The 26,165-nt window shown below is 69.3% G+C and carries 17 protein-coding genes; 15 read left to right on the forward strand and 2 right to left on the reverse strand.

What is annotated here, in order from left to right; translation table 11 throughout:
* The first annotated feature begins 114 nt into the window (after positions 1 to 114).
* The 14 genes from GCU53_RS12760 to glmS all read left to right on the forward strand — a co-directional run bounded on the left by GCU53_RS12760 (position 115) and on the right by glmS (position 22,653).
* Positions 115 to 1,560, forward strand: a complete 1,446-nt coding sequence (locus tag GCU53_RS12760) for an SrfA family protein (RefSeq protein WP_152387947.1) — start codon at positions 115 to 117, stop codon at positions 1,558 to 1,560.
* Positions 1,561 to 1,576: 16 nt separating this feature from the next.
* A complete protein-coding gene (locus GCU53_RS12765; RefSeq protein ID WP_152387948.1) occupies positions 1,577 to 4,555 on the forward strand; it encodes a virulence factor SrfB in 2,979 nt (992 codons plus the stop codon).
* 765 nt (positions 4,556 to 5,320) lie between these two features.
* Positions 5,321 to 8,050 carry a putative virulence factor gene (locus GCU53_RS12780; RefSeq protein WP_152387949.1) on the forward strand — a complete coding sequence of 910 codons (2,730 nt, stop codon included), beginning with the start codon at positions 5,321 to 5,323 and terminating at the stop codon, positions 8,048 to 8,050.
* A 3-nt stretch (positions 8,051 to 8,053) separates the two neighbouring features.
* Positions 8,054 to 9,100: a hypothetical protein gene (locus GCU53_RS12785; protein WP_152387950.1), complete on the forward strand. Its 1,047-nt coding sequence runs from the start codon at positions 8,054 to 8,056 to the stop codon at positions 9,098 to 9,100.
* A 17-nt stretch (positions 9,101 to 9,117) separates the two neighbouring features.
* Entirely contained in the window at positions 9,118 to 11,079 is a 1,962-nt protein-coding gene (locus GCU53_RS12790) for a vWA domain-containing protein (protein WP_152387951.1), read from the forward strand.
* A gap of 729 nt (positions 11,080 to 11,808) precedes the next feature.
* Positions 11,809 to 12,516, forward strand: coding sequence for an ABC transporter ATP-binding protein (locus GCU53_RS12800; RefSeq protein WP_208845243.1), 708 nt, complete (start codon positions 11,809 to 11,811; stop codon positions 12,514 to 12,516).
* Positions 12,506 to 13,729 (forward strand): ABC transporter permease, encoded by a 1,224-nt coding sequence (locus GCU53_RS12805; protein WP_152387953.1) that lies wholly within the window; start codon positions 12,506 to 12,508, stop codon positions 13,727 to 13,729. The genes GCU53_RS12800 and GCU53_RS12805 overlap by 11 nt, the downstream gene beginning before the upstream one ends.
* A gap of 25 nt (positions 13,730 to 13,754) precedes the next feature.
* Entirely contained in the window at positions 13,755 to 15,293 is a 1,539-nt protein-coding gene (locus tag GCU53_RS12810) for a formylglycine-generating enzyme family protein (protein ID WP_208845514.1), read from the forward strand.
* Between the two features lie 21 nt (positions 15,294 to 15,314).
* Complete coding sequence (locus tag GCU53_RS12815; protein ID WP_152387954.1) at positions 15,315 to 16,034, forward strand: hypothetical protein; 720 nt, start codon at positions 15,315 to 15,317, stop codon at positions 16,032 to 16,034.
* Positions 16,035 to 16,037: 3 nt separating this feature from the next.
* Positions 16,038 to 16,535 (forward strand): ATP-binding protein, encoded by a 498-nt coding sequence (locus GCU53_RS12820; RefSeq protein ID WP_152387955.1) that lies wholly within the window; start codon positions 16,038 to 16,040, stop codon positions 16,533 to 16,535.
* A gap of 18 nt (positions 16,536 to 16,553) precedes the next feature.
* On the forward strand, positions 16,554 to 18,332 hold the full coding sequence (locus GCU53_RS12825) for a VWA domain-containing protein (protein WP_152387956.1): 1,779 nt from the start codon (positions 16,554 to 16,556) through the stop codon (positions 18,330 to 18,332).
* Between the two features lie 169 nt (positions 18,333 to 18,501).
* Positions 18,502 to 19,866, forward strand: a complete 1,365-nt coding sequence (gene glmU, locus GCU53_RS12830; protein WP_152387957.1) for a bifunctional UDP-N-acetylglucosamine diphosphorylase/glucosamine-1-phosphate N-acetyltransferase GlmU — start codon at positions 18,502 to 18,504, stop codon at positions 19,864 to 19,866.
* A gap of 173 nt (positions 19,867 to 20,039) precedes the next feature.
* A complete protein-coding gene (locus GCU53_RS12835; RefSeq protein ID WP_152387958.1) occupies positions 20,040 to 20,804 on the forward strand; it encodes a DeoR/GlpR family DNA-binding transcription regulator in 765 nt (254 codons plus the stop codon).
* A gap of 13 nt (positions 20,805 to 20,817) precedes the next feature.
* Positions 20,818 to 22,653 carry a glutamine--fructose-6-phosphate transaminase (isomerizing) gene (gene glmS, locus GCU53_RS12840; protein ID WP_152387959.1) on the forward strand — a complete coding sequence of 612 codons (1,836 nt, stop codon included), beginning with the start codon at positions 20,818 to 20,820 and terminating at the stop codon, positions 22,651 to 22,653.
* An 84-nt stretch (positions 22,654 to 22,737) separates the two neighbouring features.
* On the opposite strand, the gene GCU53_RS12845 is transcribed toward glmS, so the two are convergent.
* Positions 22,738 to 23,397 carry a glutathione S-transferase family protein gene (locus GCU53_RS12845; RefSeq protein ID WP_152387960.1) on the reverse strand — a complete coding sequence of 220 codons (660 nt, stop codon included), beginning with the start codon at positions 23,395 to 23,397 and terminating at the stop codon, positions 22,738 to 22,740.
* A 119-nt stretch (positions 23,398 to 23,516) separates the two neighbouring features.
* Between GCU53_RS12845 and GCU53_RS12850 the strand changes: the two genes are divergently transcribed.
* Complete coding sequence (locus GCU53_RS12850) at positions 23,517 to 24,077, forward strand: TetR/AcrR family transcriptional regulator (RefSeq protein ID WP_152387961.1); 561 nt, start codon at positions 23,517 to 23,519, stop codon at positions 24,075 to 24,077.
* Positions 24,078 to 24,345: 268 nt separating this feature from the next.
* Here the strand turns inward: GCU53_RS12850 and GCU53_RS12855 are convergent, their stop codons facing one another.
* The gene (locus GCU53_RS12855; protein ID WP_152387962.1) at positions 24,346 to 25,971 is read right to left on the reverse strand and encodes a glycoside hydrolase family 32 protein; all 1,626 of its coding nucleotides are present in this window, start codon (positions 25,969 to 25,971) and stop codon (positions 24,346 to 24,348) included.
* Positions 25,972 to 26,165 lie beyond the last annotated feature (194 nt).

The following is a 26,165-nucleotide window of genomic DNA, read 5'->3' on the forward strand; positions in this document are numbered from 1 at the left end:
GGCGGAGCGCGGCGTGGCCTGGGCAGTGGCTCAGGGCGCTGCCCGTGTCTGGGGGGCGATATCGTTCAGCAAGGCCGGACTGCTACCGACCGGCCGGGAGAAAGGATAACCAGGATGCCGGGTGCATTGCTTCGTACGGGAACGCTGCGGGAGTTCAGGGCGCTCGGCGTCGATGGTCAGCCAGTCCATGGCGTGGCGCTGCAGTTGCGCGAGGCCATTCGCCTGAAGATGCATCGCGAGGCGGCCGACTGTCTGGCCATCCCGCAGTCCAACGAGACCGGCGATCGCATCGACTGGTACGCGCCATTCGAAGGGGATGTGGTGCCCTGGTCGGCGGCGACCCCGGAAGAGCGTCAACAGGCCCATGCCCGGCTCGAGGCGATGCAGGCGCAGCTGCGCACCACCGGTGAGAGCATGCGCAACGATGCGCAGAACCGCGAGAAGCAGGTCTTCGGCCGCCTGCTGGAAAAGGCCCTGCATTTTCCCGATGCCAACCATGTCTATCTGGTCAACGGCAGACCGGTGGTCACCTTCTGGGGCTTCACCCATCAACAGGCCGGCCAGCTGTCCGACCCCCTGGCCTGCCTGCAGACGGCCAGGCCGGCTGCGGCTGCCGTGGCGGACGCCGCGCTGCCGCCGCCCGTGGCGCCTGCGGTCGCGGCAAGATCCGGCTGGCGGCGCTGGCTGTGGCTGCTGCTTCTGCCGCTGCTCCTGCTGCTGGCGTTGTTCGTCATGCGCGCCTGCGCACCGAGTGTCGAGCTGCCGTTCGAGCTGTCCCATGTCGATCTGCCCGGCCTGCCGGCCAAGGAAACGACTCCGGAGGATGTCCGGCTGCGCGAGGAGGTCGTGGCGCTGGACAGGACCCTCGGCAATGCCGGAGTCGTCGGAGTGGAGGCTGGACCCGTGGAGGACGTGCAGGTGCCAGGCAAGGAGACGACCGTCGAGGATGTGCCGATCGAGGAAGTGTTGAGCAGCGAACCCGAAGCCGGCGAACCCACGGCGGAGGAGCCCGCGGCCGACGAACCCGTGGCGGAGGATCGGCAACCGCCCGCCGAGGAAGGGGAGCCCGAGCCGAAACCCGAAGACGCACAGGAGCCGCCGGTTCCGCCGCAGCTCGATGAGGAAAAGGCGGCCGACGAGCCGAAGGCCGTCCAGGAAGACTCGGCCAGGGCGCAGGAGGTGGCCAAGCCCATGAGCATCCCGCCCGAGGCGCAAAAGACGGGGTCGACCCGCTTCCTCGACGGCAACTGGCAGGCCGGCGCCGGCATCCAGGACGCCAGGACCGGCAAGCCGCTGCAGCTCGGCTACGACTTCAAGGACGGCCAGGGTCGGGTCAGTATCCGACGCGACGATGGCGTGCAATGCTCAGGTGTGGTGAACGCCTCGATGCAGGGCGGCAACCTGGCGATCGCCAGCCAGGGACAGGCGACCTGCAGCGACGGCAGCCGCTACCGCATGCCGGAAGTGACCTGCAAGCCGGATGCGCGCAGCGCGGCCGACTGCACCGGCCGCTACGGCGACCAGCAATTCCCCATGTCGATCCGCCAGGGCGGCAACTGAGGCGAGCACGAGCAGCATGTTTCCGGAAAAGACCGATTACGAAGACAGGATCACCCTGATCATGGGCAGCGGCATCCAGTTCCTGGATTTCGCCGTCAAACTGGAGTTGCGCCGCGAGCCGGCCGGCGAGTTCGTCCGGCCGCGCAGCGACGGTCCCCTGGTCCGGCTGCTGTTCGATCCGCGCAGCAACGGCTTCCATCATCCGGGCGAGCCGGGCAGGGCGGTGACGCCGGCCTTCAGCGTGGCGCCCGAGGATTCGCTGCGCCTGCTCAAGGGGCTCTGGCTGCCCCTGCCGTTCTTCCGCTGCAGCCCGCCGCGGCGTTTCGACGACGGCCCGAGCAACTGGTCGCGGGTGCGCATCGTCGAACTCGCCGAGGGCGAGGACCCGGACGGCAACACCCACCGCATCACCTTCGCCTTCGACACCAAGGTCTTCGACAGCCGCGAGGCCACCACCTACCTGGCGCCGACCCGCGAGGACGTCCGCGCCGGCGCCAGCTTCGCCCTGGCCCATCGAGCCGACGAGATGGGCTGGTTCCTCGACCTCGGCTGGATCGACGGCTGGCTGCGCGAGGTGTTCAGCGAGCAGGCGCGGCTGCCGCCGCTGCGCATGCAGCCCGACGACATCCAGGCCGAGTGCGAGCAGCTCCAGCATCAGGCGCACTACCTCAACTTGCTGCACCTGCTGGGCAGCCACCTGCCGGTGCCGGAACTCAAGGTGGTGTCCAACCGCGACAGCGACGTGCACAAGGCGATCCCGGTGGACATGGTGCTGGACGTCGGCAACTCGCGCACCTGCGGCATCCTGATCGAGGACCATCCGCAGGAGAACGACGGCCTGAGCAAGCGCTACGAACTGGAGCTGCGCGACCTGACCCGCCCCGAGCAGGTCTATCCGGAGCCCTTCGAGAGCCGCGTCGAGTTCGCCCAGGCGATGTTTGGCAAGGACCACTTCTCGGTGCAGAGCGGCCGCCGCGAGGCCTTCCTGTGGCCGACCATCGCCCGCGTCGGCCGCGAGGCCGGGCGCCTGGCCGGGCGCCGGCGCGGCACCGAAGGCTCGACCGGGCTGTCGAGTCCCAAGCGCTACCTGTGGGACGAGGACGGCTACGAGCCGGGCTGGCGCTTCAACTGCGCCGCGCTGCGTACCGAGAGCGAGCCGCACGCCACCGCCGCGCCGGTCGCCGGGCTGATCAACGAGAAGGGCCAGGCGCTCTACACGCTGCCCTTCGACGAGCGCATGCCGGTGTTCCACCCGCACTATTCGCGCAGCTCGCTGATGACCTTCATGCTCTCCGAGGTCCTCGGCCAGGCGCTGATGCAAATCAACAGCCCGTCGCAGCGCCTGCGCATGAGCCACTCGCGGGTGCCGCGCCACCTGCGCTCGATCATCCTCACCGTGCCGCCGTCAATGCCCAAGCCCGAGCGCGAGATCTTCGCCAAGTGCATGGAGCAGGCCATCGGCCTGGTCTGGAAGAGCCTCGGCTGGCATCCCGAGGACGATTCCGTCGACCTCAAGGACCCGAAGAGCCGCGAGAGCGCCTGGCCCTGGTTCCCCGAGGTCCATGTGCAGTGGGACGAGGCCACCTGCGGCCAGGTGGTCTACCTGTTCAACGAAACCCAGAACAACTTCGCCGGACGCTCGGAGGAATTCTTCGCCGCCATGGCGCGTCCGGACCAGCCGCACCGGGACCGCCTGACCATTGCCTCGATCGACATCGGCGGCGGCACCACGGATCTGGTGATCACCGAATACCGCCTCGACGACGGGGTCGGCGGCAACGTCTACATCAGCCCGGAGCAGCGCTTTCGCGACGGCTTCAAGGTCGCCGGCGACGACATCCTGCTCGACGTGATCCGCCAGTTCGTCCTGCCGGCGCTGCGCGAGGCACTGTCTCGCGCCGGCATCGCCGTGCCCGAGGCGCTGCTGTCGCGCTTGATCGGCAGCGAGCCCTTGGCCGTGCAGGAGGCCGTGCTGCGCCAGCAACTGAGCCTGCAGGTATTCGGTCCCATCGGCCTGCGTCTGCTCAAGGCCTACGAACAGTACGACCCGCTGGAGCCGGGCAGCCGGGTCAGCGCCACCTTCGGCGAGCTGCTCGGCGAGCGCCCGACCGAGGACGTGCTCGACTACGTCGCCGGCGCCGTGCGCCGCCAGCTGGGCAATGAGGCCGTGCCCTTCGACATCCTCGCCACCCCGCTGGACGTCAGCCTGCGGCGCATCCACGAAGCCTTCATCGGCGACCGCATGAGCATCGGCAAGACCATCCAGGCGCTCTGCGAGGTGGTCAACGCCTATCCCTGCGACGTGCTCCTGCTCACCGGCCGGCCCTCGTGCCTGCCCGGCGTGCAGGCGCTGTTCCGCGAACTGCTGCCGCTGCCGCCGGGGCGCATCCTGTCGCTCAACCAGTACCGCACCGGCGGCTGGTACCCCTTCAACAAGCTCGACCGCATCGAGGACCCGAAGACCACCGCGGCGGTTGGCGCCATGCTCTGCCTGCTGAGCCGCAGCCTGCGCCTGCCGAACTTCTACTTCCGCGTGGCGGCCTTCAAGTCCTACTCGACGCTCAGGCACCTGGGGCTGATCGACAACAACAACGTCCTCAAGGACAGCAACGTCTACTACCGCGACATCGACCTGGACGATCCCGACTACCGCCTGCCCGACACCCCCTTCGACATGCGCGGCACCATGCGCCTGGGCTTCCGCCAACTGGCCTGCGAGCGCTGGTCGGCCGCGCCGCTGTACATCCTCGGTATCGAGAACCCGAAACTGCGCGAGGAAATGGCCTCCAAGGGACTGGTGCTCAAGGTGCGCCTGGGCATCAAGCCGTCGCGCAACCCGGCCGAGGGCAGCGAGCGTTTCGAACTGCTCGGGGTGGAGTCGGACAACGGGGCGGTCAGTCGGGCGCATGTGCGGCTGAAGCTCAACACCCTGCCCGATGCCGGGCTGGGCGAGTCACAGTACTGGCTCGACAGTGGGAGTGTGTTTCGGAAATGAGTGTGGGAAGAGGGGTGTTTGGGGGGGCGGTCATGGTGCCGGGCCGGGCACTTTCCTCGGCTGACGCGACAGGTTTCGCCTTGCACGGCGAGTCACTTTTTCTTGCTTGGCCAAGAAAAAGTAACCAAAAAGAAGGCCACCCCCGTCGTCAGGCCCTGCGCTTCGCTCCGGGTTCCCTCGCTCCATCGCCGCTCCAGGGGGCCGGCCCGAAGGGCCATCCATGGCCCACGGGCCTTTCGCCGCATCCCTGCGGCTCAACCCCTTGCGCGGCGATTCCGTTCGGCCTGACGAAGGGGGAATGGGTGCAGTCCTCACCTCCGCGAATGAAAAGCAAAGAGCGAAAAGGCTTTTTCAGGATCGATCCCGAGCTTGCAGGCAACGCCCCAATCCCGTTCAGAAGGCCGAACGCAGGCGTCGTGGAGGGGGACGCGAGGCAGGACGCCGAGCAAGTCGCGAAGGGACAGGGACGTCCCTTCGTGACGTGCCCCCGGAGCGGCGCCGGAGGGAGGGAACCCCGGCGCAGCCGGGGCCGGATGATCGGGCGCGCTTTCTCTTTGGTTACTTTCTCTTTGCGCGCGCAAAGAGAAAGTGACTCGCCGTGCAAGGCGAAACCTGTCGCGTCAGCCGAGGAAAGCGCCCGGCTTGACACCAAACCTTCCCGCCAGCATCCCAAAACACCCCAGCTCCAGGCAGGAAGAGCGCCCGGCTCGGCACCGAAGCCCCAGACCACCAACGCCTCGCCCGCCCCACAGGGAACCCCGACCGATGACCTACCCTGACCAATCCCCCGAACGCCTGTCCCAGCGCTGGTCCGCCGTCCACGGCGGGGCGGGCGAGGCGATCCGCTGGATCGACGAGGTGCGCCACTTTGCGCCGCGTCTGGACAACGAGGCGGACGACCTGATCCTCAGCCTGCGCCGCGTGCGCAATACCGCGCGGCGCCTCGGCGCGGTTTCCGCGCTGCCGATGACCGTGGGCTTCTTCGGCCTGTCCCAGGCCGGCAAGTCCTACCTGATCTCCACCCTGGCGGCCGGCGCCAACGGCAAGCTGGAAACCGACCTGGGCGGCGACCGTCTGGACTTCCTCACCCACGTCAACCCGCCGGGCGGCGGCAAGGAGGCCACCGGCCTGGTGACGCGCTTCAGCCGCACCGCCCGCTCGGGACCGGCGGAATTCCCGCTGGAGCTCAAGCTGTTCGCCGAGATCGAGCTGGCCAAGGTCCTGGCCAACTCCTTCTTCAACGACTTCAACACCGAGAAGGTGCGCTACAGCTTCGACGAAACGGCGATCCGCCAGCTGCTCCGCGACCTGGAGCGGCGCCGCCAGCCGTACCCGGTGCCGGGCGTCGACGCCGACGCCGTGGTGGACCTGTGGGACTACCTGCAGGGCAGCTTCCCGGGTTCGCTGGGCGCGCTGGCGGCCTACTACTGGCCGACCGCGGTCGAGCTGGCGCCGAACCTGGCGCTGGAGGACCGCGCCCGGCTGTTCTCGATCTTCTGGGGCGAGATCCCCGAGCTGAGCGACACCTACCTGGCCTTTGCCCGCACCCTGGCCGGCCTGGGCCATGCCGAGCGGGTCTTCGCGCCGCTGACCGCGCTGGTGCGGCCGACGGCGCAGGGCGGGCTGTCGCAGGCCGACAGCATCATGAATGTGGACATGCTCGAGCGCCTGGGCAAGGACAGCGACCAGCGCATCGCCGTGCGGCCCTGGCGCGACGGCATGCTGCGCGGCGAGGTCGAGCTGAGCCTGGCGCAGCTGGCGGCGCTCACCGCCGAGCTGGTCTTCCCGCTGGTCGAGCCGACCAGCGAGCCCCTCTTCGAAGAGGTCGACCTGCTCGACTTCCCCGGCTACCGCGGCCGTCTCGGCGTCGAGTCGCTGGACGAGGTGCGCCGCGCGGTGAACAGCGAGGACAGCAACCCGGTGGCGCAGCTCATCCTGCGCGGCAAGGTCGCCTACCTGTTCGAGCGCTACACCGACAGCCAGGAAATGAACGTGCTGATCGTCTGCACGCCGTCCAACAAGCAGTCCGACGTCACCAGCGTCGGCCCGGTGCTGAGCCGCTGGATCGACCGCACCCAGGGCGAGACGCCGGCCGAGCGGGCGCGGCGCAAGCCGGGCCTGCTGTGGGCGATCACCATGTTCGACATGCGCATCGGCAGCGACCTGGACAAGGGCGAGGACCTCCTGCGCCTGGGCTGGGGCAGCGGCGGCATGATGAAGATGACCATGCTCGAGCGCTTCGGCCAGTACGCCTGGCTGCAGGACTGGGCCGGCGGTCGGCCGTTCGACAACAGCTTCCTGGTGCGCAAGCCGCGCCTGAAGGTGACCTTCCTCGACCTGGAGGACGGTCAGGAGGTGGCGATCCACGAAGCCGCGCGCGAACCGCTGGCGCTGATGCGCCGGACCTTCTGCGAGGACGAGACGGTCAACCGCCATATCCACGCCCCGGAAGACGCCTGGGACGCCATGCTGGCGCTGAACGACGGCGGCATGGGACGGATCGGCCGCTACCTGCGCCAGGTCGCCCTGCGCGAGGTCAAGCTGGGGCGCATCCGCGAACAGCTGGACGCCGTCCTGCACCTGCTGGAAAGCCGCCTCGGCCACTGGTTTCAGGCCGAGGGCGCCGGCGAGCTGGAGCGCAAGCGGCGCATCGCCCGGCAGATCTCCGACGCCCTGTGGCCGCGGCGCCTGCTGCTCGGCGAGCTGCTGCAGCGCATGCAGCTGCCCGACGACCTGCTGCGCGCCCTCTACCTGCGCGCCGGCGACGAGGACGACACGCCGGCGCCGGCCGGCAGCCCCCGGCTGCTCGGCGTTACGCCGCCGGCGGGGGCACTCAACCTCGGCCTCGACCTGGACCGCGACGACACCTTCGACCCCTTCGGCGACAGCGAGCCGCCGGCCGCCAGCGCGGCGACGCCGGCACGGCAGGCGCGCGGCAGCGATGCGCGTTTCGCCCAGGCGGTGCTGCGCGAATGGATCGGCCACCTGCGCCACCTGCCCGAGGACGTGCGGCTGATGACCTACCTGGGCTTCGCCAAGCCGGCGGTCGAGGCCCTGGTCGACGAGCTGGTCACCGGCGCCAGCCGGCTCGGCCTGGAACAACGCCTGCTGCAGGCCATCGTCAGCACCGAGCAGGTCGGCACCAAGCGCGAGCAGCTGGCCGGCCGCCAGGTGCTCACCGCCAAGACGGTGCTCGGCGACTTCATCGGCTGGCTGGGTTTCCTCGAGCAGCCCCTCGAGCAGCGCCCGGACAGCCGCATCGAGCGCGGCGCCAGGCTGTTCCAGCCGGCGCCGCCGGTCGCCTACGGTCAGCTGCCGCGCCTGGCGGAGCAACCCCAGGACTACACCCGGCGCTACGTCGGCGACTGGCTGGTGGCCCTGGCGCGGATCGCCGAGGAAAATGCCGGCCACAGCGCCGGCCGGGAAATCACCCTCGAACAGAACGAAGCGCTGGGGCGGATCCTCGCCACCTTCCAATCGGCACGGGCAGACTGACGCATGCTGAGAATCGAACTGACGGCCGCCGCCGGCGGCCAACCCGGCTATGGCGAACTGACCGTGCGCGGCTGGCCGGGCGGCACCGACGGCCTGGAGCTGAGCGTGCTGCGCAACCAGGACAGCCTCTATCTGGATGCCGGCGGCGGCTGGGACAGCCTGCCGGTCTGGCATGCCATCGACGGTCTGGAGCGGCGCGGCGAGCTGCTAGCCGGCCGCGTCGGCCCCTGGCTGGTCGATCCTCTGGTCCGCGACCCGAAGATGGTCTACCGGCTGCAATTGCGCGATGCCGGGCAGAGCGACGGCGGTGTGCTGCGCATCGTCGGCAACCTGCTGTCCTCGCCGGCGGTCGGCCATCCGCAGCCGGAAGAGCCGGCGCCCAGGCCGGTGGTCGCGCCGCCAGAACCGCAACCCGAGCCGGAACCCGAGCCTCTGCTCGTCGAGCCGCCGCCGGTCGAGAAGCCGCGCGCCGACCGGCCGCTGTTCGCCGAGCGCGACGAGGAGTTCCGTGCCGCGCCGGCGCCGAAGCCGCGCAAACCGGTGCGCTGGCTGCCGCTGGCCCTCGGCCTGGTGCTGCTGCTCGGCATCGGGCTGGGGGCCTACTGGTACTTCGTGCTGCGCCCGCAGACGCAAACGCCCGTGGCGGCCGCCCCGGCCCCGGCCCCGACGCCAGCGCCTGCCGCCGCGGCCGGCGGCGAAGAGAATCCCTGCGGCGAGACGGCCCTGGAAGGCGTCGGCGACGACCTGGCATTCATCCAGGCCTGCCTGCGCTCGAATCCGTCCAGCACCCAGGTGCTGGAGGTGATCGACGCCGCCAAGCAGTCCAGGCGCTGCGGCGTGGTCCAGCGCCTCTACGCACACAAGGCCCAGGCCGGCGACGCCGCCATCGCGCTCGCCTACGCCCGCGAGTACGACCCGCAGACCTTCAAGGCCGGCGGCTGCGTGCAGTCCGCCGATGCCGAGACCGCCGCCTACTGGTACGAGATCGCCCTGGCCAACGATCCCGCCAACGCCGACGCCAAGAAGCGCCTGGAGGCCCTGAAACCATGAATCCGTGCGGAAGGAAGATGACGATGATGGCCCTGCTCGGCGGCCTGCTGCTGGCGGCCGGCCCGGTGCTGGCGGCCGACGACAAGCCCCTGCTGCAGGCCGGCAAGAAGAGCCTCTACCAGCGCGTGCTGACCACCCCGAGTTGCCGCCTCGGCGACCAGCCCGGCGCGGCCGGCGGCCAGCCGCAGCCGGCCTTCACCCGCTTCTACGTGTACCAGAGGCAGCAGGTCGGCGGCGCCGAATGGCTCAAGGTGGGCCCGGACAGCTACGGCAAGACCCTCGGCTGGATCGACGCCGGCTGCGCAGTGGAGTGGAAGATGCAGATGACCCTGGCGCTGACCAACCCGGCCGGGCGCGAACCGCTGCTGTTCTTCCGCCAGCGCGAGACCCTCGACAAGCTGTTCGCCGCGGGCGACCCCGGCAAGCTGCTCAAGCCGATCCGCGCCAACCTGGCCAGCCAGGGCCGCGATTCCGCCGTGGTCGCCCGCGAGCCGGACTACGCCGTCGACCTGGCCAAGCGCTTCTACCTGCTGCCGGTGCTGAACGCCCGGGAAATCATGACCGAGAAGGGCTTCCAGGTGCGCGAGCTGGAAGTCGCCTCGGTGACCGCTGCCGAGCAGAAGAGCGCCGAGCAGACCGCCCAGGACAAGGCCGGCGAGGTGAACACCCTGAAGGGCTTCAGTGCCGCGGTGGTGTTCGTCATCGACTCGACCATCTCCATGGGCCCGTACATCGACCGCACCCGCGAAGCGATCAGGAAGATCTACCAGCACATCGAGCAGGAAAAGCTGCTCGACCAGGTCAAGTTCGGCCTGGTCGCCTACCGCTCCAACATCAAGGCAGTGCCGGCGCTGGAGTACGTCAGCAAGCTGTACGTCGACCCGACCCAGGTGAAGGGCGGCGAGGATTTCCTCGCCAGGATGGCGGCGCTGAAGCCGGCCACGGTGTCCAGCAGCCGCTTCGACGAGGACGCCTACGCCGGGGTCATGAAGGCTCTGGACGGCATCGACTGGACCCAGTTCGGTGCCCGCTACATCGTGCTGGTCAGCGATGCCGGCGCGCTGGACGGCAGCGACCCGCTGTCCGCCACCGGCCTCGACGCCGCCCAGGTGCGCCTGGAGGCCAAGCACCGCGGCGTGGCCATCTACAGCCTGCACCTGAAGACCCCGAGCGGGGCGAAAAACCACGCCTCCGCCGAGGCGCAGTACCGCGACCTGTCGAACAACCCGATCCTCAACAAGCCGCTGTACTACCCGGTGAACGCCGGCGACGTGGACAGCTTCGGCCGCAAGATCGACGCCCTGGCCGCCGCCATCACCGGCCAGGTCAAGGCCGCCTACCGCGGCGAAATGGCCGCCGGCAGCGCCCTCGGCGCCGACGCCGACTACGGCAAGCCGGCCGACGACGCCCTGCTGGAAGACACCGCCAAGCTCGGCCACGCCATGCGCCTGGCCTACCTCGGCGAAGTCACCGGCGCCAGCGCGCCGCCAGTGTTCCACGCCTGGATCAGCGACCGTGACTTCGTCAAGCAGAACGTGCCGACCACCGAGGTCCGCGTGCTGCTGACCAAGGCCCAGCTCAGCGATCTCGCCGAGGTGGTCAAGAAGATCGCCGACGCCGCCAACGAGGGCCTGATCTCGCCCAACGAGATGTTCGAGCGCCTGCGCTCGGTGGCCGCGACCATGGGCAAGGACCCCAGCCAGCTGCAGAAGGGCGGCAAGTCCGCCACCCTGGCCGAGATGGGCCTGATGGCCGAGTACCTGGAGAGCCTGCCATACCTCAGCGAAGTGCTCAGCCTCGACGAGGAGACCTGGAAGGGCATGGAGGGACTGGAGCAGGAGAAGTTCATCCGCCGGCTGAACACCAAGCTCAAGTACTACCAGAAGTACAACGCCGACGCCGACCGCTGGGTGTCCCTGGCCGAGGGGAGCGATCCGCGGGATCATGTGTATCCGGTGCCGTTGGAGGCGTTGCCTTGAGGAGTGGTTTTTGGTGGCCTTGTCGGTGGAGTGAGGACGAGGCGCTTTCCTCGGCCCGGCCTACAGGTTTCGCCTTGTACGGCGAGTCACTTTTTCTTGTTTGGCCAAGAAAAAGTAACCAAAAAGAAGGCCACCCCCATCGTCAGGCCCCGGCTGCGCCGGGGTTCCCTCCCTCCGTCGTCATTCCAGGGGTACGCCACGAAGGGCCATCCATGGCCCTCGCGGCTCTCGCGGCATCCATGCCGCTCGGCCCCTTCCATGCCGACTCCGCTCGGCCTGATGAAGGGGGAATGGGTGTTGTACCCACCTCCGCGAACGAAAAGCAAAGCGAAGAGCGAAGAAGCTTTTTCAGGACTGACCCTGTACCTGCAGGCAACACCTCCGTCCCGTTCAGGAGGCCGAGCGCAGGCGCCGCAGAGGGGGCGAGCCGCATGGATGCGGCGAGAGCCGTAAAGGGGCATGGATGCCCCTTGTACGGCGGCCTCCGGAGCGGCGCCGGAGCGAGGGAACCCCGGCCGCGCAGCGACTGGGGCCGGATGACCGGGCGTGTTTTCTCTTTGGTTACTTTCTCTTTGCACGAGCAAAGAGAAAGTGACTCGCCGTACAAGGCGAAACCTGTCGCATCAGCCGAGGAAAGCGCCCCGGCCCGGCACCAAAACCCTTTGCCAGCCCCCATAGACAACCCAGTCGCGTTTGCTTGGAGCATGTGAACAGACCATGACTCCCCCCATGCTCCACATCGAAAACCTCGCCATCCACCGCGGCACTTACCGCATCCTCCTGCCGCGCCTGTCGCTGACGCGCGGCGAGGTGGCGGCGATCACCGGCGCCAGCGGCTGCGGCAAGAGCACCCTCCTGGAAATGATCGGCCTGATCCTGCGCCCCGAGCGCCTCGACCGCTACGAGCTGACCGGCGGGGAGGGCGCCGCGCCGCTGGACATCGCCGCCCTGCTGCGCGAGGACCGCCAGGCGCGCCTGGCCGACCTGCGCGCCCAGCGCCTCGGCTTCGTCCCGCAGAGCGGCGGCCTGCTGCCGTTTCTCGACGTGCGCCGCAACATCGAACTGCCGCGGCGCATGCTCGGCCTGCCGGCCACGGGCGAGCGGGTGGAGGAGGCCATCGAGCGCCTGGGGCTGCAGCTGCTGCTGCACAAGAAGCCCGCCCAGCTGTCGATCGGCGAGCGCCAGCGCGCCTCCTTCGTCCGCGCCATCGCCCACGAGCCGGACCTGCTGCTGGCCGACGAGCCCACCGCCGCGCTGGATCCGCTGCAGGCGCGCCGGCTGTTCGAGCTGATCGTCGAGACCAGCCAGCGCCTGCGCATCGCCACCCTCTTGGTCAGCCACGACTGGGGACTGCTGCGCGCCTGCGCGATCCGCCGGCTGGTGGGCGTGGCGGACGCCGATAACAACGGTGGCACGGTGTTTCGCGATGCGGCCTGACGCGCGCCCCGGCTGGGGCCTGCTCGCCGCTCTGGCAACCCGCGACCTGTGGCACGACCGCAAGGTGTCGCTGTGCATCGTCGCCTCGCTGGTGGCGGTGATCGCGCCGCTCCTGCTGCTGTTCGGCCTCAAGCACGGCGTGGTCTCGCAGCTGCGCGGCGAACTGCTCGACGATCCGCGCAACCTGGAGATCCGCCTGCTCGGCAACCACGACCTGGACCGCGCCTGGCTCGCGCAGCTGGCCGCGCAGCCGGGGGTCGGCTTCGTCATGCCGCTGACCCGTTCGCTGAACACCCAGGCCGATCTGGCGCGCGACGGCCAGCATTTTGTCGCCGATGCCGAGGTCATCCCCAGCGGCCTCGGCGATCCCTTGCTCGGCAATCGTCTCGCGCCGCCGGAGGGCGACCGGGTAATGCTCAGCGCCAGTGCGGCGCGCCGGCTGGAGGTGGGCGCCGGCGAGCGCATCCGCCTCTCGGTGCTGCGCAAGCTGGACGGCAACAACGAACGCGGCCAGCGCGAGCTGACGGTCGCCGGGGTCTTGCCGGAGACGGCCTTCCCGCGCCCGGCGCTGCTGGTACCACTGGATCTCTTGGTGGCCATGGAGGACTTTCGCGACGGTTTCGCGGTGCCCGCGCTCGGTTTTGCCAGCGGCCGGACGGCGCCGCCGCGCGAGCGCTATGCCCGCGCCCGGGTCTACGCCAGCACTCTGGACGCGGTCGCCCCGGTCGCCGCCTGGCTGGAGGGGCAGCGCATCGAGACCGGCACCCGGCTGCGCGAGATCGAGTCGGTGAAGGCCATCGACCGGGTGCTCGGGCTGATCTTCGCGGTGATCGCCTGGACCGCGGCGATCGGTTGCATCGCCTCGCTGGCCGGCGCCTTCCTCGCCAACATCGACCGCAAGCGCAAGGACCTGGCCCTGCTGCGCCTGCTTGGCTTTCGCCGCGCCGCGGTCGGCGTCTACGTGATGGTGCAGGCGGCGCTGCTCACCTGCCTGGCCTTCGGCCTGGGCTATGCGGCCTATCTGGCCGGCAGCACGGTGTTCAACCGCGCCCTGGGCGCCAACCTGGCCGCCGACGCCTTCGTCTGCCGGCTGGAAAACCTGCATATTCTGCTGGCCTTCGCCAGTGCGTTGCTGATCGCCATCCTGGTGGCGGCGGTAGGAGGGTATCGTGCGATTCACATTCAACCGGCGGAAAGCCTGCGGGATCTCTGAGCGGCGCCGTGCGCCGGCCGCGGCGCTGGGACTGGCGGCGGCGCTGGCCAGCCTGCCGGCCGCCGCGGCCTGGGACGCGAAGTACTACAACCCCCAGCCGCAGAAGGACGACGTGCTGTTGCCGATGCCCTGCGGCGGCTTCATGGCCTGGCGCCAGGTGCGCGTGCCGATGGCCAGCCCGCTGGACGACTACGCCATCACCCTGGGTCAGGACAGCGAGGAGTGGGGCTATCTGGAGCAGGCGCGGCCGACCCACATCGCCGGCAGCTTCAGCGTCGGCAAGCCCGAGCCGGGGCGCTACTACCTGCTGGCCAAGTACGAGGTCAGCGAGCTGCAGTACCGCGCGGTGATGGACGGCCAGTGCCCCGAGCCCGCGGCCCAGTTGCGCCTGCCGAAGACCGGGCTGAGCTGGTTCGACGCCGTCGCCTTCACCGACCGCTACAACCTCTGGCTGCGCCAGAACGCCCCGGACAAGCTGCCCAGGGAAGACGGCGTGGCCGGCTTCCTGCGCCTGCCCACCGAGGTCGAGTGGGAGTTCGCCGCGCGCGGCGGCCTGGCGGTGTCCCAGGCGGAGTTCCGCGACACCCGCTTCCCGATGCCGGAGGGCATCGAGGCCTACGCCTGGTTCGCCGGCGCGCAGTCGGCCAACGGCAAGCTGCAGCTGGCCGGCCTGCTCAAGCCCAACCCGCTCGGCCTGCACGACGTGCTCGGCAACGTCGACGAGATGCTCTTCGAACCCTTCCACCTGAACAAGCTGGACCGCCAGCACGGCCAGGCCGGCGGCTACATCCTGCGCGGCGGCAACTACCTGACCCCGCAGGCCGAGCTGCGCACCGCGCTGCGCCAGGAGCAGCCCTACTACGCCGCCGACGGCAGCGCGCAGAATCGCCTGAAGACCGGCGGCTTCCGCCCGGCCCTGGTGGCGCCGGCGCTGACCTCCCGCGAGCGGATCAGGCAGGTCGAGGCCGACTGGAAGAAGCTCGGCGTGACCCGCCCCGAGACCCGGGACGAAGCCGGCGCGCGGCCGGCCGGCCGGGACCCGGCGAGCGAGATCGCCAGCATTGCCAAAGACGTGCAGGACGACGCGCTCAAGCAGCAGCTGGAGAAGCTGCGCAGCGACCTGCGCGCCAACACCCAGGCGCGCGACGAGCAGCGCGACCAGGCGATCCGCTCCGAGCTGCAGCTGGGCGCCTTCCTGTGCACCAAGCTCAAGGACGACGGGCTCTTCCTCGACACCCTCGAAGGCAATTACAGTCGCAGCTGCGGCACCGGCGGCACGGAGCCCAAGGCCCGCTGCGAGGCGCGCCGGGAGCAGCTGGACGGTCATCGCAAGGTGCTCGATTTCATGCTCAACTACTACGCCGACAGCGTGGTCGGCACGGCCCTGAACTATAGCCAGGCGACCGTCGAACCCCAGATCGGCCTGGTCGCGCAACAGCTGGCCGCACGCGGCAAGAGCAACCTGCGCGGCTACCTCGATACCCACTGGAACAACCTGCGCACCTACCTGAAAGACGGCAAGGTGGCGCGTGCCCACTGGCTGCAATCCTGCAAATCCCTCTGATCGGAGACAGCGAGACTAGACATGAAGGTGGCCTCGTTCACGGCTAAACGGATCGCTTGGGCGGCGCTCGCCCTGTTGCTGGCGGGCTGCGAGACCCTGGACGGTCCCGGCATGGGCATGGGACAGACCGACCCGCGGCTGTCCAACAGCAGCTCGGCGCGCTTTTTCAGCAAGTCCGGCTGGCAGGCCTGCGCCGGCGGCGCGGTGGTCGGCGTGCTGGCCTGCCAGCTGGCCAACCCGGACAAGAAGGGCGAGTGCATGGCTGCCGCGGCGGTGGTCGGCTGCGGGGCCGGCATGGGCGCCAACTACTACCTCGACCAGCGTCGCAGTCAGTACGCCAACGCCGAACAGCGCCTCGACGTGGCCATCGCCGACGTGCGCAAGGACAACCGCGAGCTGCAGGACCTGAGCCGCACCGCACGCAACGTGATTGCCGACGACCGCCAGAGCATCGCCATGATCCAGCGCGATATCGCTGCCAACCGGGTGCAGAGGGCCCATGCCCAGCAGCGCCTGGCCAAGGTCGACGCCAACCTGGGGTTCCTGCGCGACAAGCTGGCCAACGCCCGCACCCGGCAGCAGGAATGGCGCAAGGTGGCCGCCGCCGAACGCGGCACCGCCAGCGCCGCGCGCATCGACACCCTGAACGCCGAGATCAACAGCATGCAGCGGCAGATTAATGCCCTCGAAGCCGAGATCGACCAGCTCTACCGACAACGTTCCGCCATCCGCCTGGGTTGAGCCATGCACCGATTTTTCCGAGTCCTGTCCCTTTCCGTCGCCAGCCTGTCGCTCGGCGCCTGCGCGGTGAGCCCGCAGGAATGCGACCCGCGCAACGTCGACGCCGGCTTCGCCACCAAGTTCGGCTGCAACATGCACGGCGGCTACGCCCAGCGCATCGAGCAGAAGGAGAAGATCCTGCTCGACGAGCGCCGGACCAACCAGCTGTTCCGCGACACCTACGCCGCCCTCGACAAGGAGCGCAGCGAGGTCGGCCGCGAGCTGGACCGCCAGCGCAGCGAATACGCCGCGCTCAACAAGGCGATGAACGCGCTGCTCGCCGAGCTCAAGCAGAAGACCGGCAACAATCAGCGCATGCAGAACGAGATCGCCGCGCTGGAAAAGGACATGGCCAGCCTCAACCGCCAGAACGACAACGCGGCCGTGGCGCAGAAGCAGTACGAGCTGCAGAAGCTGCGCACCCGGCTGGCCGGCCTGGAAAGCGACCTGGGCCTGCGCTAGGGCTGGATAGAGGCGACCATGAAGCGAATCACCCGTTTATCCAGCGCCGGGCGCAGCGCGGCCGACGCCCTGGCCGGCCACGCGGAACTGGCGGCCATCCTGCGCCGCCACCTGCCGCCGAGCACGGCGGCCCTGTTCGCCAAACCCAGGCAGGCCGAAGGCGACGTCATCGAGTGGTACTCGGACCTCGGCGGCCAGCCGGTACCCTTTGACGAACTGGCGCCGCAGGAGGCGCGGCAGGTCCGCCAGCTGCTGGAGGAGCGCCTGGCTTCCATCACGGAGCTGGCCGGGCGTCTCGAAGGGCAGGGCGAGGAGGGCCGTCGCCAGGCCGAACTGCTGCGCCAGGCCGCGCGCTATCCGGACACCACCACCCTCTACGCGCTGAACGGCCAGCCGCTGGTGACCTTCTGGGGCGGCGGCGAGCCGCCCGCCGCGCCGCTCCCGCCGGGCACCTTGCCGGGACCGGCGGCGGTTGCGGCGGCCGGCGCCGCGGCGCCCCTGCTGGCGGCCGAGGCGCCGCAGCGCCGCTGGTGGCCCTGGCTGCTCCTGCTGCTGCTGCTCCTGGCCCTGCTCGCCGGCCTCTGGTGGTGGCTGCTCGGCCGCGAGGAGCCGCCGCTTGAGCCGCTCGCCGCGACCGAGCCGCCGGCCGTCCAGGAAGAACCCAGGCCGCCGGTCGAGGAGCCGAAAAAGCCCGAGGAGCCGCCCGCGCCGGAAGTCCCGCCGCCGGCCGAAGAGCCCAAGCCCGAGCCTGCGGTGCCGGCCGAGGAAAAACCGGAACCCGAACCTGTGGTCCCGCCGGTGCCTGTTGTGAAGCCCGAGCCCAAGGTCGAGGCGGTGGCGCCGCCCAAGCCCGAACCCAAGGTGGAGCCCAAGCCCGAGCCGAAGCCGGCACCCAAGCCGGAACCGAAACCGGAGCCCAAGCCGGACCCGGTCGAGCTGGCGCACAAGCGCATCGTCGCCGCGGGCAGCAACTGCAACGCCCTGCAGCAGCTGCTCAGCCAGGACCCGCAGGTCAAGCAGAACCCGACGCTGCGCGCCGAGGTCGAGGCGAAGCTCAAGCAGCAGTGCCGCCAGCAGCTGATCGCCAACGCCAAGAACCTCTGCCCGGAGGAGCGGCCCAAGGAGCTGGCGCCGGAGCTGGCCATCGTCTTCGACGCCTCCGGCTCGATGGACATCAGCCTGCTGGCGACCAAGCAGGAGATCGACCGGGCGGTGATGATGCAGGGCATGACCGACATCGCCGCGCGCGTGCTGCTGGGCGGCAACCCGGGGATCGACACCACCGGCCACCTGTACCGCGAGCCCAAGCGCATCACCGCGGCCAAGCAGGCGACCACCGCGGTTGTGCAGCGCCTGCCCAGCGACGTCAGCGCCGGCCTGGTACTGATCGAACGCTGCCCCAGTTCGCGCAGCATGGGCTTCTTCACCCCGGCCCAGCGCGGCGGCCTGCTGGCGCGGCTGAACTCCATCGAGCCGGTGGAAGGCACGCCGCTGGCCGACGGCGTCGCCAAGGCCGGACAGATGCTCGACGGCGTCAACCGCGAGTCGGTGATGGTGGTGGTTTCCGACGGCGAGGAGAGCTGCCACCAGGACCCCTGCGCGGTGGCCCGCGACCTGGCGCGGCGCAAGCCGCACCTGAAGATCAACGTGGTCGACATCGCCGGCACCGGCGCCGGCAACTGCCTAGCCCAGGCCACCGGCGGTCGGGTGTTCAATGCGAGGAACGCCGGCGAACTGGCCGCGATGACCCGCCAGGCCGCCCAGGACGTGCTGCCGCCGGCGCACTGCCGGCAGTGAGCGCTGTCTGAGCCGTACAGCGCCGCGTTTCGGGCGGCGCTCGCGGCTTTGTGCCCGGGTGTCTTGAAAGCGCCGGCCGCACTGGGCACAGTCGGAGCCCGGTCGCCCTTGCCCGTGCGCCGGGTTTCGCCGAGGCTTCATTCACTCCGTCCATGTCAGGATCCTTTCCATGTCCCTCGATATCGTCATCCTCGCCGCCGGCCAGGGCACGCGCATGCGTTCCGCCCTGCCGAAAGTCCTGCACCCGGTCGCCGGCAACTCGATGCTCGGCCATGTCGTCGCCACGGCTCGCCAGCTGGCGCCGCAGGGCATCCACGTGGTGATCGGGCACGGTGCCGAACGGGTGCGCGAGCGACTGGCGGCGGACGACCTGAACTTCGTCCTGCAGGCCGAACAGCTGGGCACCGGGCATGCCGTGGCCCAGGCGCTGCCGGCGCTGTCCGCCGAGCGGGTGCTGATCCTCTACGGTGACGTGCCGCTGATCGAGGCGGACACCCTGCAGCGCCTGCTGGCGCAGGTCGGCCCCGACCGCCTGGCCCTGCTCACCGTGGACCTGGTCGACCCCACCGGCTACGGGCGGATCATCCGCGATGCCGCCGGGCAGGTCGTCGCCATCGTCGAGCACAAGGACGCCAGCCCCGAGCAGCGCGCCATCTGCGAAGGCAACACCGGCATCCTCGCGGTGCCCGGCGCGCGCCTGGCCGACTGGCTGGGGCGGCTGTCCAACGACAACGCCCAGGGCGAGTACTACCTCACCGACGTGATCGCCATGGCGGTGGCCGACGGCCTGACGATCGCCACCGAGCAGCCGCAGGACGCCATGGAGGTGCAGGGCGCCAACGACCGCCTGCAGCTCGCCCAGCTCGAGCGCCACTACCAGCTGCGCGCCGCGCGGAGGCTGATGGCCCAGGGCGTGACCCTGCGCGATCCGGCGCGTTTCGATGTGCGCGGCGAGGTTAGCGTCGGCCGCGACGTGCTGATCGACGTCAACGTGATTCTCGAGGGCAGGGTGACGATCGAGGACGGCGTGGAGATCGGCCCGAACTGCGTGATCAAGGACAGCACCCTGCGCCGGGGCGCCCAGGTCAAGGCCAACAGCCACCTGGAGGGCGCCGAGCTGGGCGAGGGCGCCGACTGCGGCCCCTTCGCCCGCCTGCGCCCGGGTGCGGTGCTGGGCGCCAAGGCCCACGTCGGCAACTTCGTCGAGCTGAAGAACGCCGTGCTGGGCGAGGGCGCCAAGGCCGGGCACCTGTCCTACCTGGGCGATGCCGAGATCGGCGCGCGCACCAACATCGGTGCCGGCACCATCACCTGCAACTACGACGGCGCCAACAAGTTCAGGACGCTGATGGGCGAGGACGTGTTCATCGGCTCGAACAGCGCGCTGGTCGCCCCGGTCACCCTCGGCGACCGCGCCACCACCGGCGCCGGCTCGGTGATCACCGAGGACGTGCCGGCCGACAACCTGGCCTTGGGGCGCGGCCGCCAGCGCAACATCGAAGGCTGGAAGCGCCCGGAAAAGATCAAGAAGTAACGCTCCGTCCCCCCGCCGTGCGGGTCCTCGCGCGTCGGCGCGAGAACCCGCGACGGTCCCGCCGGTCTCATTTTCCCTCCCGCACGCCGTTCCGCTTGGCGGTTTCCGCTTGACCTGCAGGCGCTGGCGGGCTTTCATTCGATCATCCGTTATTTCGAAACGAAAGTTTTTAGATGTCGAAGCGAAACACACCGCAACGCCGCCATGCCATTCTCGCCCTGCTCGCCGAACGGGGCGAGGTCAGCGTGGATGAGCTGTCCCGACGTTTCGAGACCTCGGAAGTCACCATCCGCAAGGACCTCGCCGCCCTGGAGAAGAACGGCCTGCTGCTGCGCCGCTACGGCGGCGCGGTGCCGCTGCCGCAGGAGCTGGCCGAAGACCGACCGCTGTCCGCCTGCAAGCAGGCGATCGCCAAAGCCGCCGCGGCGCGCATCCGCGAGCATGCGCGGATCGTCGTCGACAGCGGCAGCACCACCGCGGCGCTGATCCCCGAGCTGGCCCACAAGCGCGGCCTGGTGGTGATGACCAATTCCCTCGACGTCGCCAACGCCCTGCGCGAGCTGGAGAACGAGCCGGTGCTGCTGATGACCGGCGGCACCTGGGACCCGCATTCCGAGTCCTTCCAGGGCCAGGTCGCCGAGCAGGTGCTGCGCTCCTACGACTTCGACCAGCTGTTCGTCGGCGCCGACGGCATCGACCTGGCGCGCGGCACCACCACCTTCAACGAACTGCTCGGCCTGTCCAGGGTCATGGCCGAGGTCGCCCGGGAAGTCGTCGTCATGCTTGAGTCCGACAAGGTCGGCCGGCGGATGCCCAACCTGGAGCTGCCCTGGCGCAGCATCCACACCCTGATCACCGACGAGCGCCTCCTGCCCGAGGCGCGCGAACAGATTGCGGCGCATGGCGTGGAGCTGGTCTGCGTCGCCGTACCCGCCTGAAGGAGAACCGACCATGTGCGGAATCGTTGGCGCCATCGCCGAACGCAACATCACCCCCATCCTGCTGGAAGGCCTCAAGCGCCTGGAGTACCGGGGCTACGACAGCGCCGGCGTGGCGGTGATCGACGGTGCGGGCAAGCTCGCCCGCTGCCGGCGTTCGGGCAAGATCGCCGAGCTGGAGCAGGCCCTGCAGGTCGAGCCGCTGAGCGGGCGCCTGGGCATCGCCCATACCCGCTGGGCCACCCACGGCGCGCCGCTGGAGCGCAACGCCCACCCGCACTGTTCCGCCGACGAGGTGGCAGTGGTGCACAATGGCATCATCGAGAACTACCTGCAGCTGCGCGAGCGCCTGCAGGGCCTCGGCTACCGCTTCGAGTCGGATACCGACACCGAGGTCATCGTCCACCTGCTGCACCACAAGCTGCAGGAAACCGCCGACCTCACCGCCGCGCTCAAGGCCGTCATTCCCGAGCTGCACGGCGCCTACGGCCTGGCGGTGGTCGGCGCCGGGCAGCCGGACCGCCTGCTCGCCGCGCGCAGCGGCAGCCCGCTGGTGATCGGCCTCGGCCACGGCGAGAACTTCCTCGCCTCCGATCAGCTCGCCCTGCGCCAGGTGACCGACCGTTTCGTCTACCTGGAGGAGGGCGACATCGCCGAGATCCGCTGCGACGGCGTGCGGATCTGGGACGTGCATGGCAATCCCGTGCAGCGCGAGGCGGTGCAGTACCGCGACGGCGCCGAAGCCGCCGACAAGGGCGAGTTCCGCCACTTCATGCTCAAGGAGATCCACGAGCAGCCGACCGTGGTGCGCCGTACCCTGGAGAACCGCCTGGCGGCCAACCACGTGCTGGTCGAGGCCTTCGGCCCGCAGGCCGCCGAGCTGTTCGGCCGGGTGAGGAACGTGCAGATCGTCGCCTGCGGCACCAGCTTCCACGCCGGCATGGTCGCCCGCTACTGGCTGGAAGGGCTGGCCGGGATTCCCTGCCAGGTCGAGGTGGCCAGCGAGTTCCGCTATCGCAAGGTGGTGGTGCAGCCGGACAGCCTGTTCGTCACCATCTCCCAGTCCGGCGAGACCGCCGACACCCTGGCCGCCCTGCGCAGCGCCAGGGACCTCGGCTATCTGGCCAGCCTGGCGATCTGCAACGTCGGCACCAGTTCGCTGGTGCGCGAGTCCGACCTCAGCCTGCTGACTCAGGCCGGCCCGGAGATCGGCGTCGCCTCGACCAAGGCCTTCACCACCCAGCTGGTCGCCCTGCTGCTCTTGACCCTGGCCCTCGGCCAGGCGCGCAGCAGCCTCGCCGCCGGCGTCGAGGCCGGGCTGGTCGAGGAGCTGCGCCGCCTGCCGGCGCGCCTCGACGAGGCGCTGGCGATGGACGCCACCATCCAGCAGATCGCCGAATTCTTCGCCGACAAGAACAACTGCCTGTTTCTCGGCCGCGGCGCCCAGTATCCGGTGGCGATGGAGGGCGCGCTCAAGCTCAAGGAGATCTCCTACATCCACGCCGAGGCCTACCCGGCAGGCGAGCTCAAGCACGGCCCGCTGGCGCTGGTCGACGCGAGCATGCCGGTGGTCACCGTGGCGCCGAACAACGAGCTCTTGGAGAAGCTCAAGTCCAACCTGCAGGAGGTTCGCGCCCGCGGCGGCGAGCTGATCGTCTTCGCCGACGGCGAGGCCGGCATCCACAACGGCGAGGGCACCCGCCTGGTGAAGATGCCGCACATCCACCACCAGCTCGCGCCGATCCTCTACACCCTGCCGCTGCAGCTGCTCTCCTACCATGTCGCGGTGCTCAAGGGCACCGACGTCGACCAGCCGCGCAACCTGGCCAAGAGCGTGACGGTGGAGTGAGAAGGGTGGGGATGGCGCGAGGCGCCATCCCGGCCAGTGCCGTACCGCCGAGCGCAGTGGCAGGCGGCGCGGGTCGCGCCGGCTTCACGCCAGGTCGCGATCCCTGTCGGGTCGCCCCAGGACCGCCTGCCCCGAGGGGCGCAGGCGCATGCGCTGCAGGTAGGCATGCAGGTTCTGCTGCTGCTCCAGCCAGACGGCCGAGTGGGGCAGCTGCTGCAGATAGTCCAGCATGGGCGTGAGCAGAGCATCCGCCATGCTGTACTGTGCGCCGCAGAAGAACGCACGCTCGCCGAGTTGCCGGGCGAGCAGGTCCAGGGTCTGGATGACCGCCGGCTCGGCCGCGGCCAGCGCGGCCGGATCGACCGGACGGGGCGGGGAAAGCGGCGAGGCGACCAGCAGCAGGTAGCGGCGGATCAGCCGGTCGTCGACGTACAGGGCGAGCGCGGCCGACCACTGGTCGACCTCGCTGCGGTGCGCCAGGTCGTGCGGCTGCAGCGAGGATTGCGGAAAGGCCGCGTCGAGGTAGCGGCAGATGCTGGTGGTTTCGAAAATCCGCCGTTCGCCGTGCAGCAGCACGGGCACCTTGCCGAAGGGGTGCAGGGCCAGGTGTTCGGCGCCGTGCAGGGCGATGGGCCTGCCGTCCACCTGCAGGCCATGGGTGTATTCCAGCGTCTTTTCCTCGCAGTACAGCCGGACGCTGCGCACGAAGGTGCTGAAGCCTGGGCCGAGTATGTGCAGCTTCATGGGGCGCTCCCTGGGGGTGAAGAGACCCGCATATTGACGGCCACGACCTTATGTTCAAGAACATAGGGTGCGCTTTTGGCAGACTGCCTGCCCGCGTTCCATTGCAAGGAGAAATGCCCATGTCCTGGCCTGTCACGCAGCGTGCAGCGACCCGCCAGCGGATTCTGGAGAGTGCAGCCCGGCTGTTCGCCCTGGAAGGCTTCGAGCAGGTCAGCATCGAGGCGATCATGCGCGAGGCCGGCCTGACCCGCGGGGCCTTCTATCATCACTTCGCCTCCAAGACCGAGCTGTACGGCGAGGCGATCCAGGTCGCGGCCCACCAGGGCGGACTGCTGCTCGAGCAGGCGGGCAGCGGCGGCCTGCAGCGGCTGGTGGAGAACTATCTGCGCATGGATCACCGCGACGGCAGCCGGATGCAATGCCCCTTGGCCTTCCTGGTGACCGATGCCGCCCGCCAGGATACGTCGATCCGCGGCAGCTATACCCGCATGCTCGGGGCATTCGTGGCCCGCCTGGAGGCCGGCATGCCGGAGACGGCGGCCGGCGCGCGGCTGCGCGCCCTGCAGGTCACGGTGGGCATGATCGGCGGGCTGGCCCTGGCCCGTGCGGTCGACGATGCCGGGCTGGCCGAGGAGATCCTGGCGGCCTGCCAGGCCGGCTGTCTGTCCCTGCTGGAATAGGCCCCAGGTGTTCGGTCCCGGAAAGTAATGGCCAGGATCGTCTTTGAAGTGCTGCGGATCCTTATGCCACTGTTATGGGCGCATCCTCGGCCGTGTCGCGGCTGCGCCATTTGCGAACCGTCCTGGAGGCCCGCCTGGGGGGTTGAGGTGGTAGCGCCTGCTCTACGCGCTTCATCGAGGTATGTGAGATCGGCGAGGTCGAACAGACTCTGGAGCAGACCCTACTACGCTGGAGGCCTCGGAATCTCGCCGCTTGACCGTACAGACCTCATTGCTGACTATCACCCTGGCGCGCCGGCGGGGCGGGCGCGAGCGGGGCGACGCTCATCGAGCGGATGATGGCGAGCCCGTCGAACGCCTCGGCGGTGACGCCGTTCGCGTCGTTCGCGCCGTACACGACCGCGCTCAGCGCGTGCTCGTCGCCGTTCACGAACATCTCGACCGAAGTGCGATCGACGATGAGGTCGAGATCGACGACGCCATCGCGTGGCCGGACGCGGATCGTGCGCCCGCTCCGGTATACTTCAGTCAGTTGTTCGGCGATCGCATCGTGATCGCGGACGATGAATGCCGTTTCGGTGGCGAAGTCATAGCCGATGGTCGCGAAGCGCGTGCCATCGGTCTTGAGCTTCAAGCGCACCTCCCGGGCCGGCTGGAGCGGGTCCTGCGCAATCGAGGCGCGCAACCGATACGCGGCACTCATTGGCTGCGGCACCGCCCAGGTCTCGCCGTGGCCGATCCACAATTGCTCGATGCGGGCCTGTTCGCCCTCGAGCGTGCCGATCGTGTCGATCGGGCGTGAGCTGAGCGTGAGCCGGCCGTCGATGTTCTTCAGGTGCAGCTCGCGCACGAGCGAGAGGTGGCTGCCGCCCCACTCACCGGCGGGAAGCCGGCGGGCGTAGTCCCAGTTGTTCGCCCAGCCGATGGCATACCGGGTATGCAGCTGCTCTTCGGCGGTCTGCCGTGGGTCGGTCCAGGTGACGGCGGCATAGAAGTCCGATCCGTTGTCGAGCCACTGGGGTTCGGCCTGATCGGGGTGGAAGTTGGTTCCATCCCATTCGCCGGTCCAGTAGGCATACCCGGAATTCATGCCGTAGTTGAAGCCGTTCGCGCCGGTCGCCAGCACCCAGGTCGTGCGCGACGGGGCGCCCTCGACCGACATGCGAAACAGCTCCGGGCACTCCATGATGCCCAGGTCATCGCGCTCGAACCCCGACAGGTAGCTCCATTCCTTCAGGTTCGCGGAAGTGTAGAAACCGATCTTGTGCGGCTCGGAGATGAGCATCAGCCAGCGCGAATGCTCCGCGTCCCAGGTGATCTTCGGATCGCGAAAGTCCCCGCCGCCCGCCGGGTTGCGCATGATGGGGTTGCTTTCATATTGCTCGAAGGTGTGGCCGCCATCGATGGAGTAGAACAGCGACTGGGTCTGCACGGTATCCAGTTGCTGCGTCGCGACGGCGACGATCGCGCCGGCACCGAATCCGGCCGTGTCGTTCACGTCGATGATGGCGCTGCCGGACTGGATATCGCCATCGCCGCGCGTGTACTTGTGGATCGCCACACCCTCGTCGGACCAGTGCACCAGGTCGGTCGAGGTGACGTGGTACCACTCGGTACCGTTCCCGTTCGGGTAGTCCTCGTTGTAGAGGTAGTACAGGTGCCAGCGGCCATCGAGGAAAAACGGCCGCTGCGGGTCGTTCATCCAGCCGCTCGCCGACGTCAGGTGCACCTCGGGGCGCAGTTCGCCAAGCCCCTCGGCGCTCACCTGTGAGGCGACGACGGAGTTGCTCTCTTCAGCAGCCGCGAGCGCGGCGATGCCGGCGGTGAGCACGGCTGCGACAACGATGTGCAGCAATCCTCGGGGCACGGTGAGTCGGAGTCGCTCGGTGGTCATGGGGAATGCTCTTTTCACTCTTTCTGTTCGTCATGCCGGGACGGCAGAGGGGGCTGGAACGCCTCCGGTCCAGTCCGTATCGTACCGCACATCGAAATATCCAGCGGGATCGAGATCTGTTTCGCATCGTGCCGAGCGTGCAGATACCCGCCTGTAGCCATGACGCCAGGGACGGTTTGCCCCTGTGGAGCGGA

Origin of the sequence: Azotobacter salinestris (assembly GCF_009363155.1) — a bacterium.
Taxonomy (GTDB): domain Bacteria; phylum Pseudomonadota; class Gammaproteobacteria; order Pseudomonadales; family Pseudomonadaceae; genus Azotobacter; species Azotobacter salinestris.

Excerpts from the sequence above, each read along its gene's own strand:
- GCU53_RS12760 (WP_152387947.1), top strand. The coding sequence starts at position 115 with ATGCCGGGTGCATTGCTTCGTACGGGAACGCTGCGGGAGTTCAGGGCG.
- GCU53_RS12765 (WP_152387948.1), top strand. The coding sequence starts at position 1,577 with ATGTTTCCGGAAAAGACCGATTACGAAGACAGGATCACCCTGATCATG.
- GCU53_RS12780 (WP_152387949.1), top strand. The coding sequence starts at position 5,321 with ATGACCTACCCTGACCAATCCCCCGAACGCCTGTCCCAGCGCTGGTCC.
- GCU53_RS12785 (WP_152387950.1), top strand. The coding sequence starts at position 8,054 with ATGCTGAGAATCGAACTGACGGCCGCCGCCGGCGGCCAACCCGGCTAT.
- GCU53_RS12790 (WP_152387951.1), top strand. The coding sequence starts at position 9,118 with ATGACGATGATGGCCCTGCTCGGCGGCCTGCTGCTGGCGGCCGGCCCG.
- GCU53_RS12800 (WP_208845243.1), top strand. The coding sequence starts at position 11,809 with ATGCTCCACATCGAAAACCTCGCCATCCACCGCGGCACTTACCGCATC.
- GCU53_RS12805 (WP_152387953.1), top strand. The coding sequence starts at position 12,506 with ATGCGGCCTGACGCGCGCCCCGGCTGGGGCCTGCTCGCCGCTCTGGCA.
- GCU53_RS12815 (WP_152387954.1), top strand. The coding sequence starts at position 15,315 with ATGAAGGTGGCCTCGTTCACGGCTAAACGGATCGCTTGGGCGGCGCTC.
- GCU53_RS12820 (WP_152387955.1), top strand. The coding sequence starts at position 16,038 with ATGCACCGATTTTTCCGAGTCCTGTCCCTTTCCGTCGCCAGCCTGTCG.
- GCU53_RS12825 (WP_152387956.1), top strand. The coding sequence starts at position 16,554 with ATGAAGCGAATCACCCGTTTATCCAGCGCCGGGCGCAGCGCGGCCGAC.
- glmU (WP_152387957.1), top strand. The coding sequence starts at position 18,502 with ATGTCCCTCGATATCGTCATCCTCGCCGCCGGCCAGGGCACGCGCATG.
- GCU53_RS12835 (WP_152387958.1), top strand. The coding sequence starts at position 20,040 with ATGTCGAAGCGAAACACACCGCAACGCCGCCATGCCATTCTCGCCCTG.
- glmS (WP_152387959.1), top strand. The coding sequence starts at position 20,818 with ATGTGCGGAATCGTTGGCGCCATCGCCGAACGCAACATCACCCCCATC.
- GCU53_RS12845 (WP_152387960.1), bottom strand. The coding sequence starts at position 23,397 with ATGAAGCTGCACATACTCGGCCCAGGCTTCAGCACCTTCGTGCGCAGC.
- GCU53_RS12850 (WP_152387961.1), top strand. The coding sequence starts at position 23,517 with ATGTCCTGGCCTGTCACGCAGCGTGCAGCGACCCGCCAGCGGATTCTG.
- GCU53_RS12855 (WP_152387962.1), bottom strand. The coding sequence starts at position 25,971 with ATGACCACCGAGCGACTCCGACTCACCGTGCCCCGAGGATTGCTGCAC.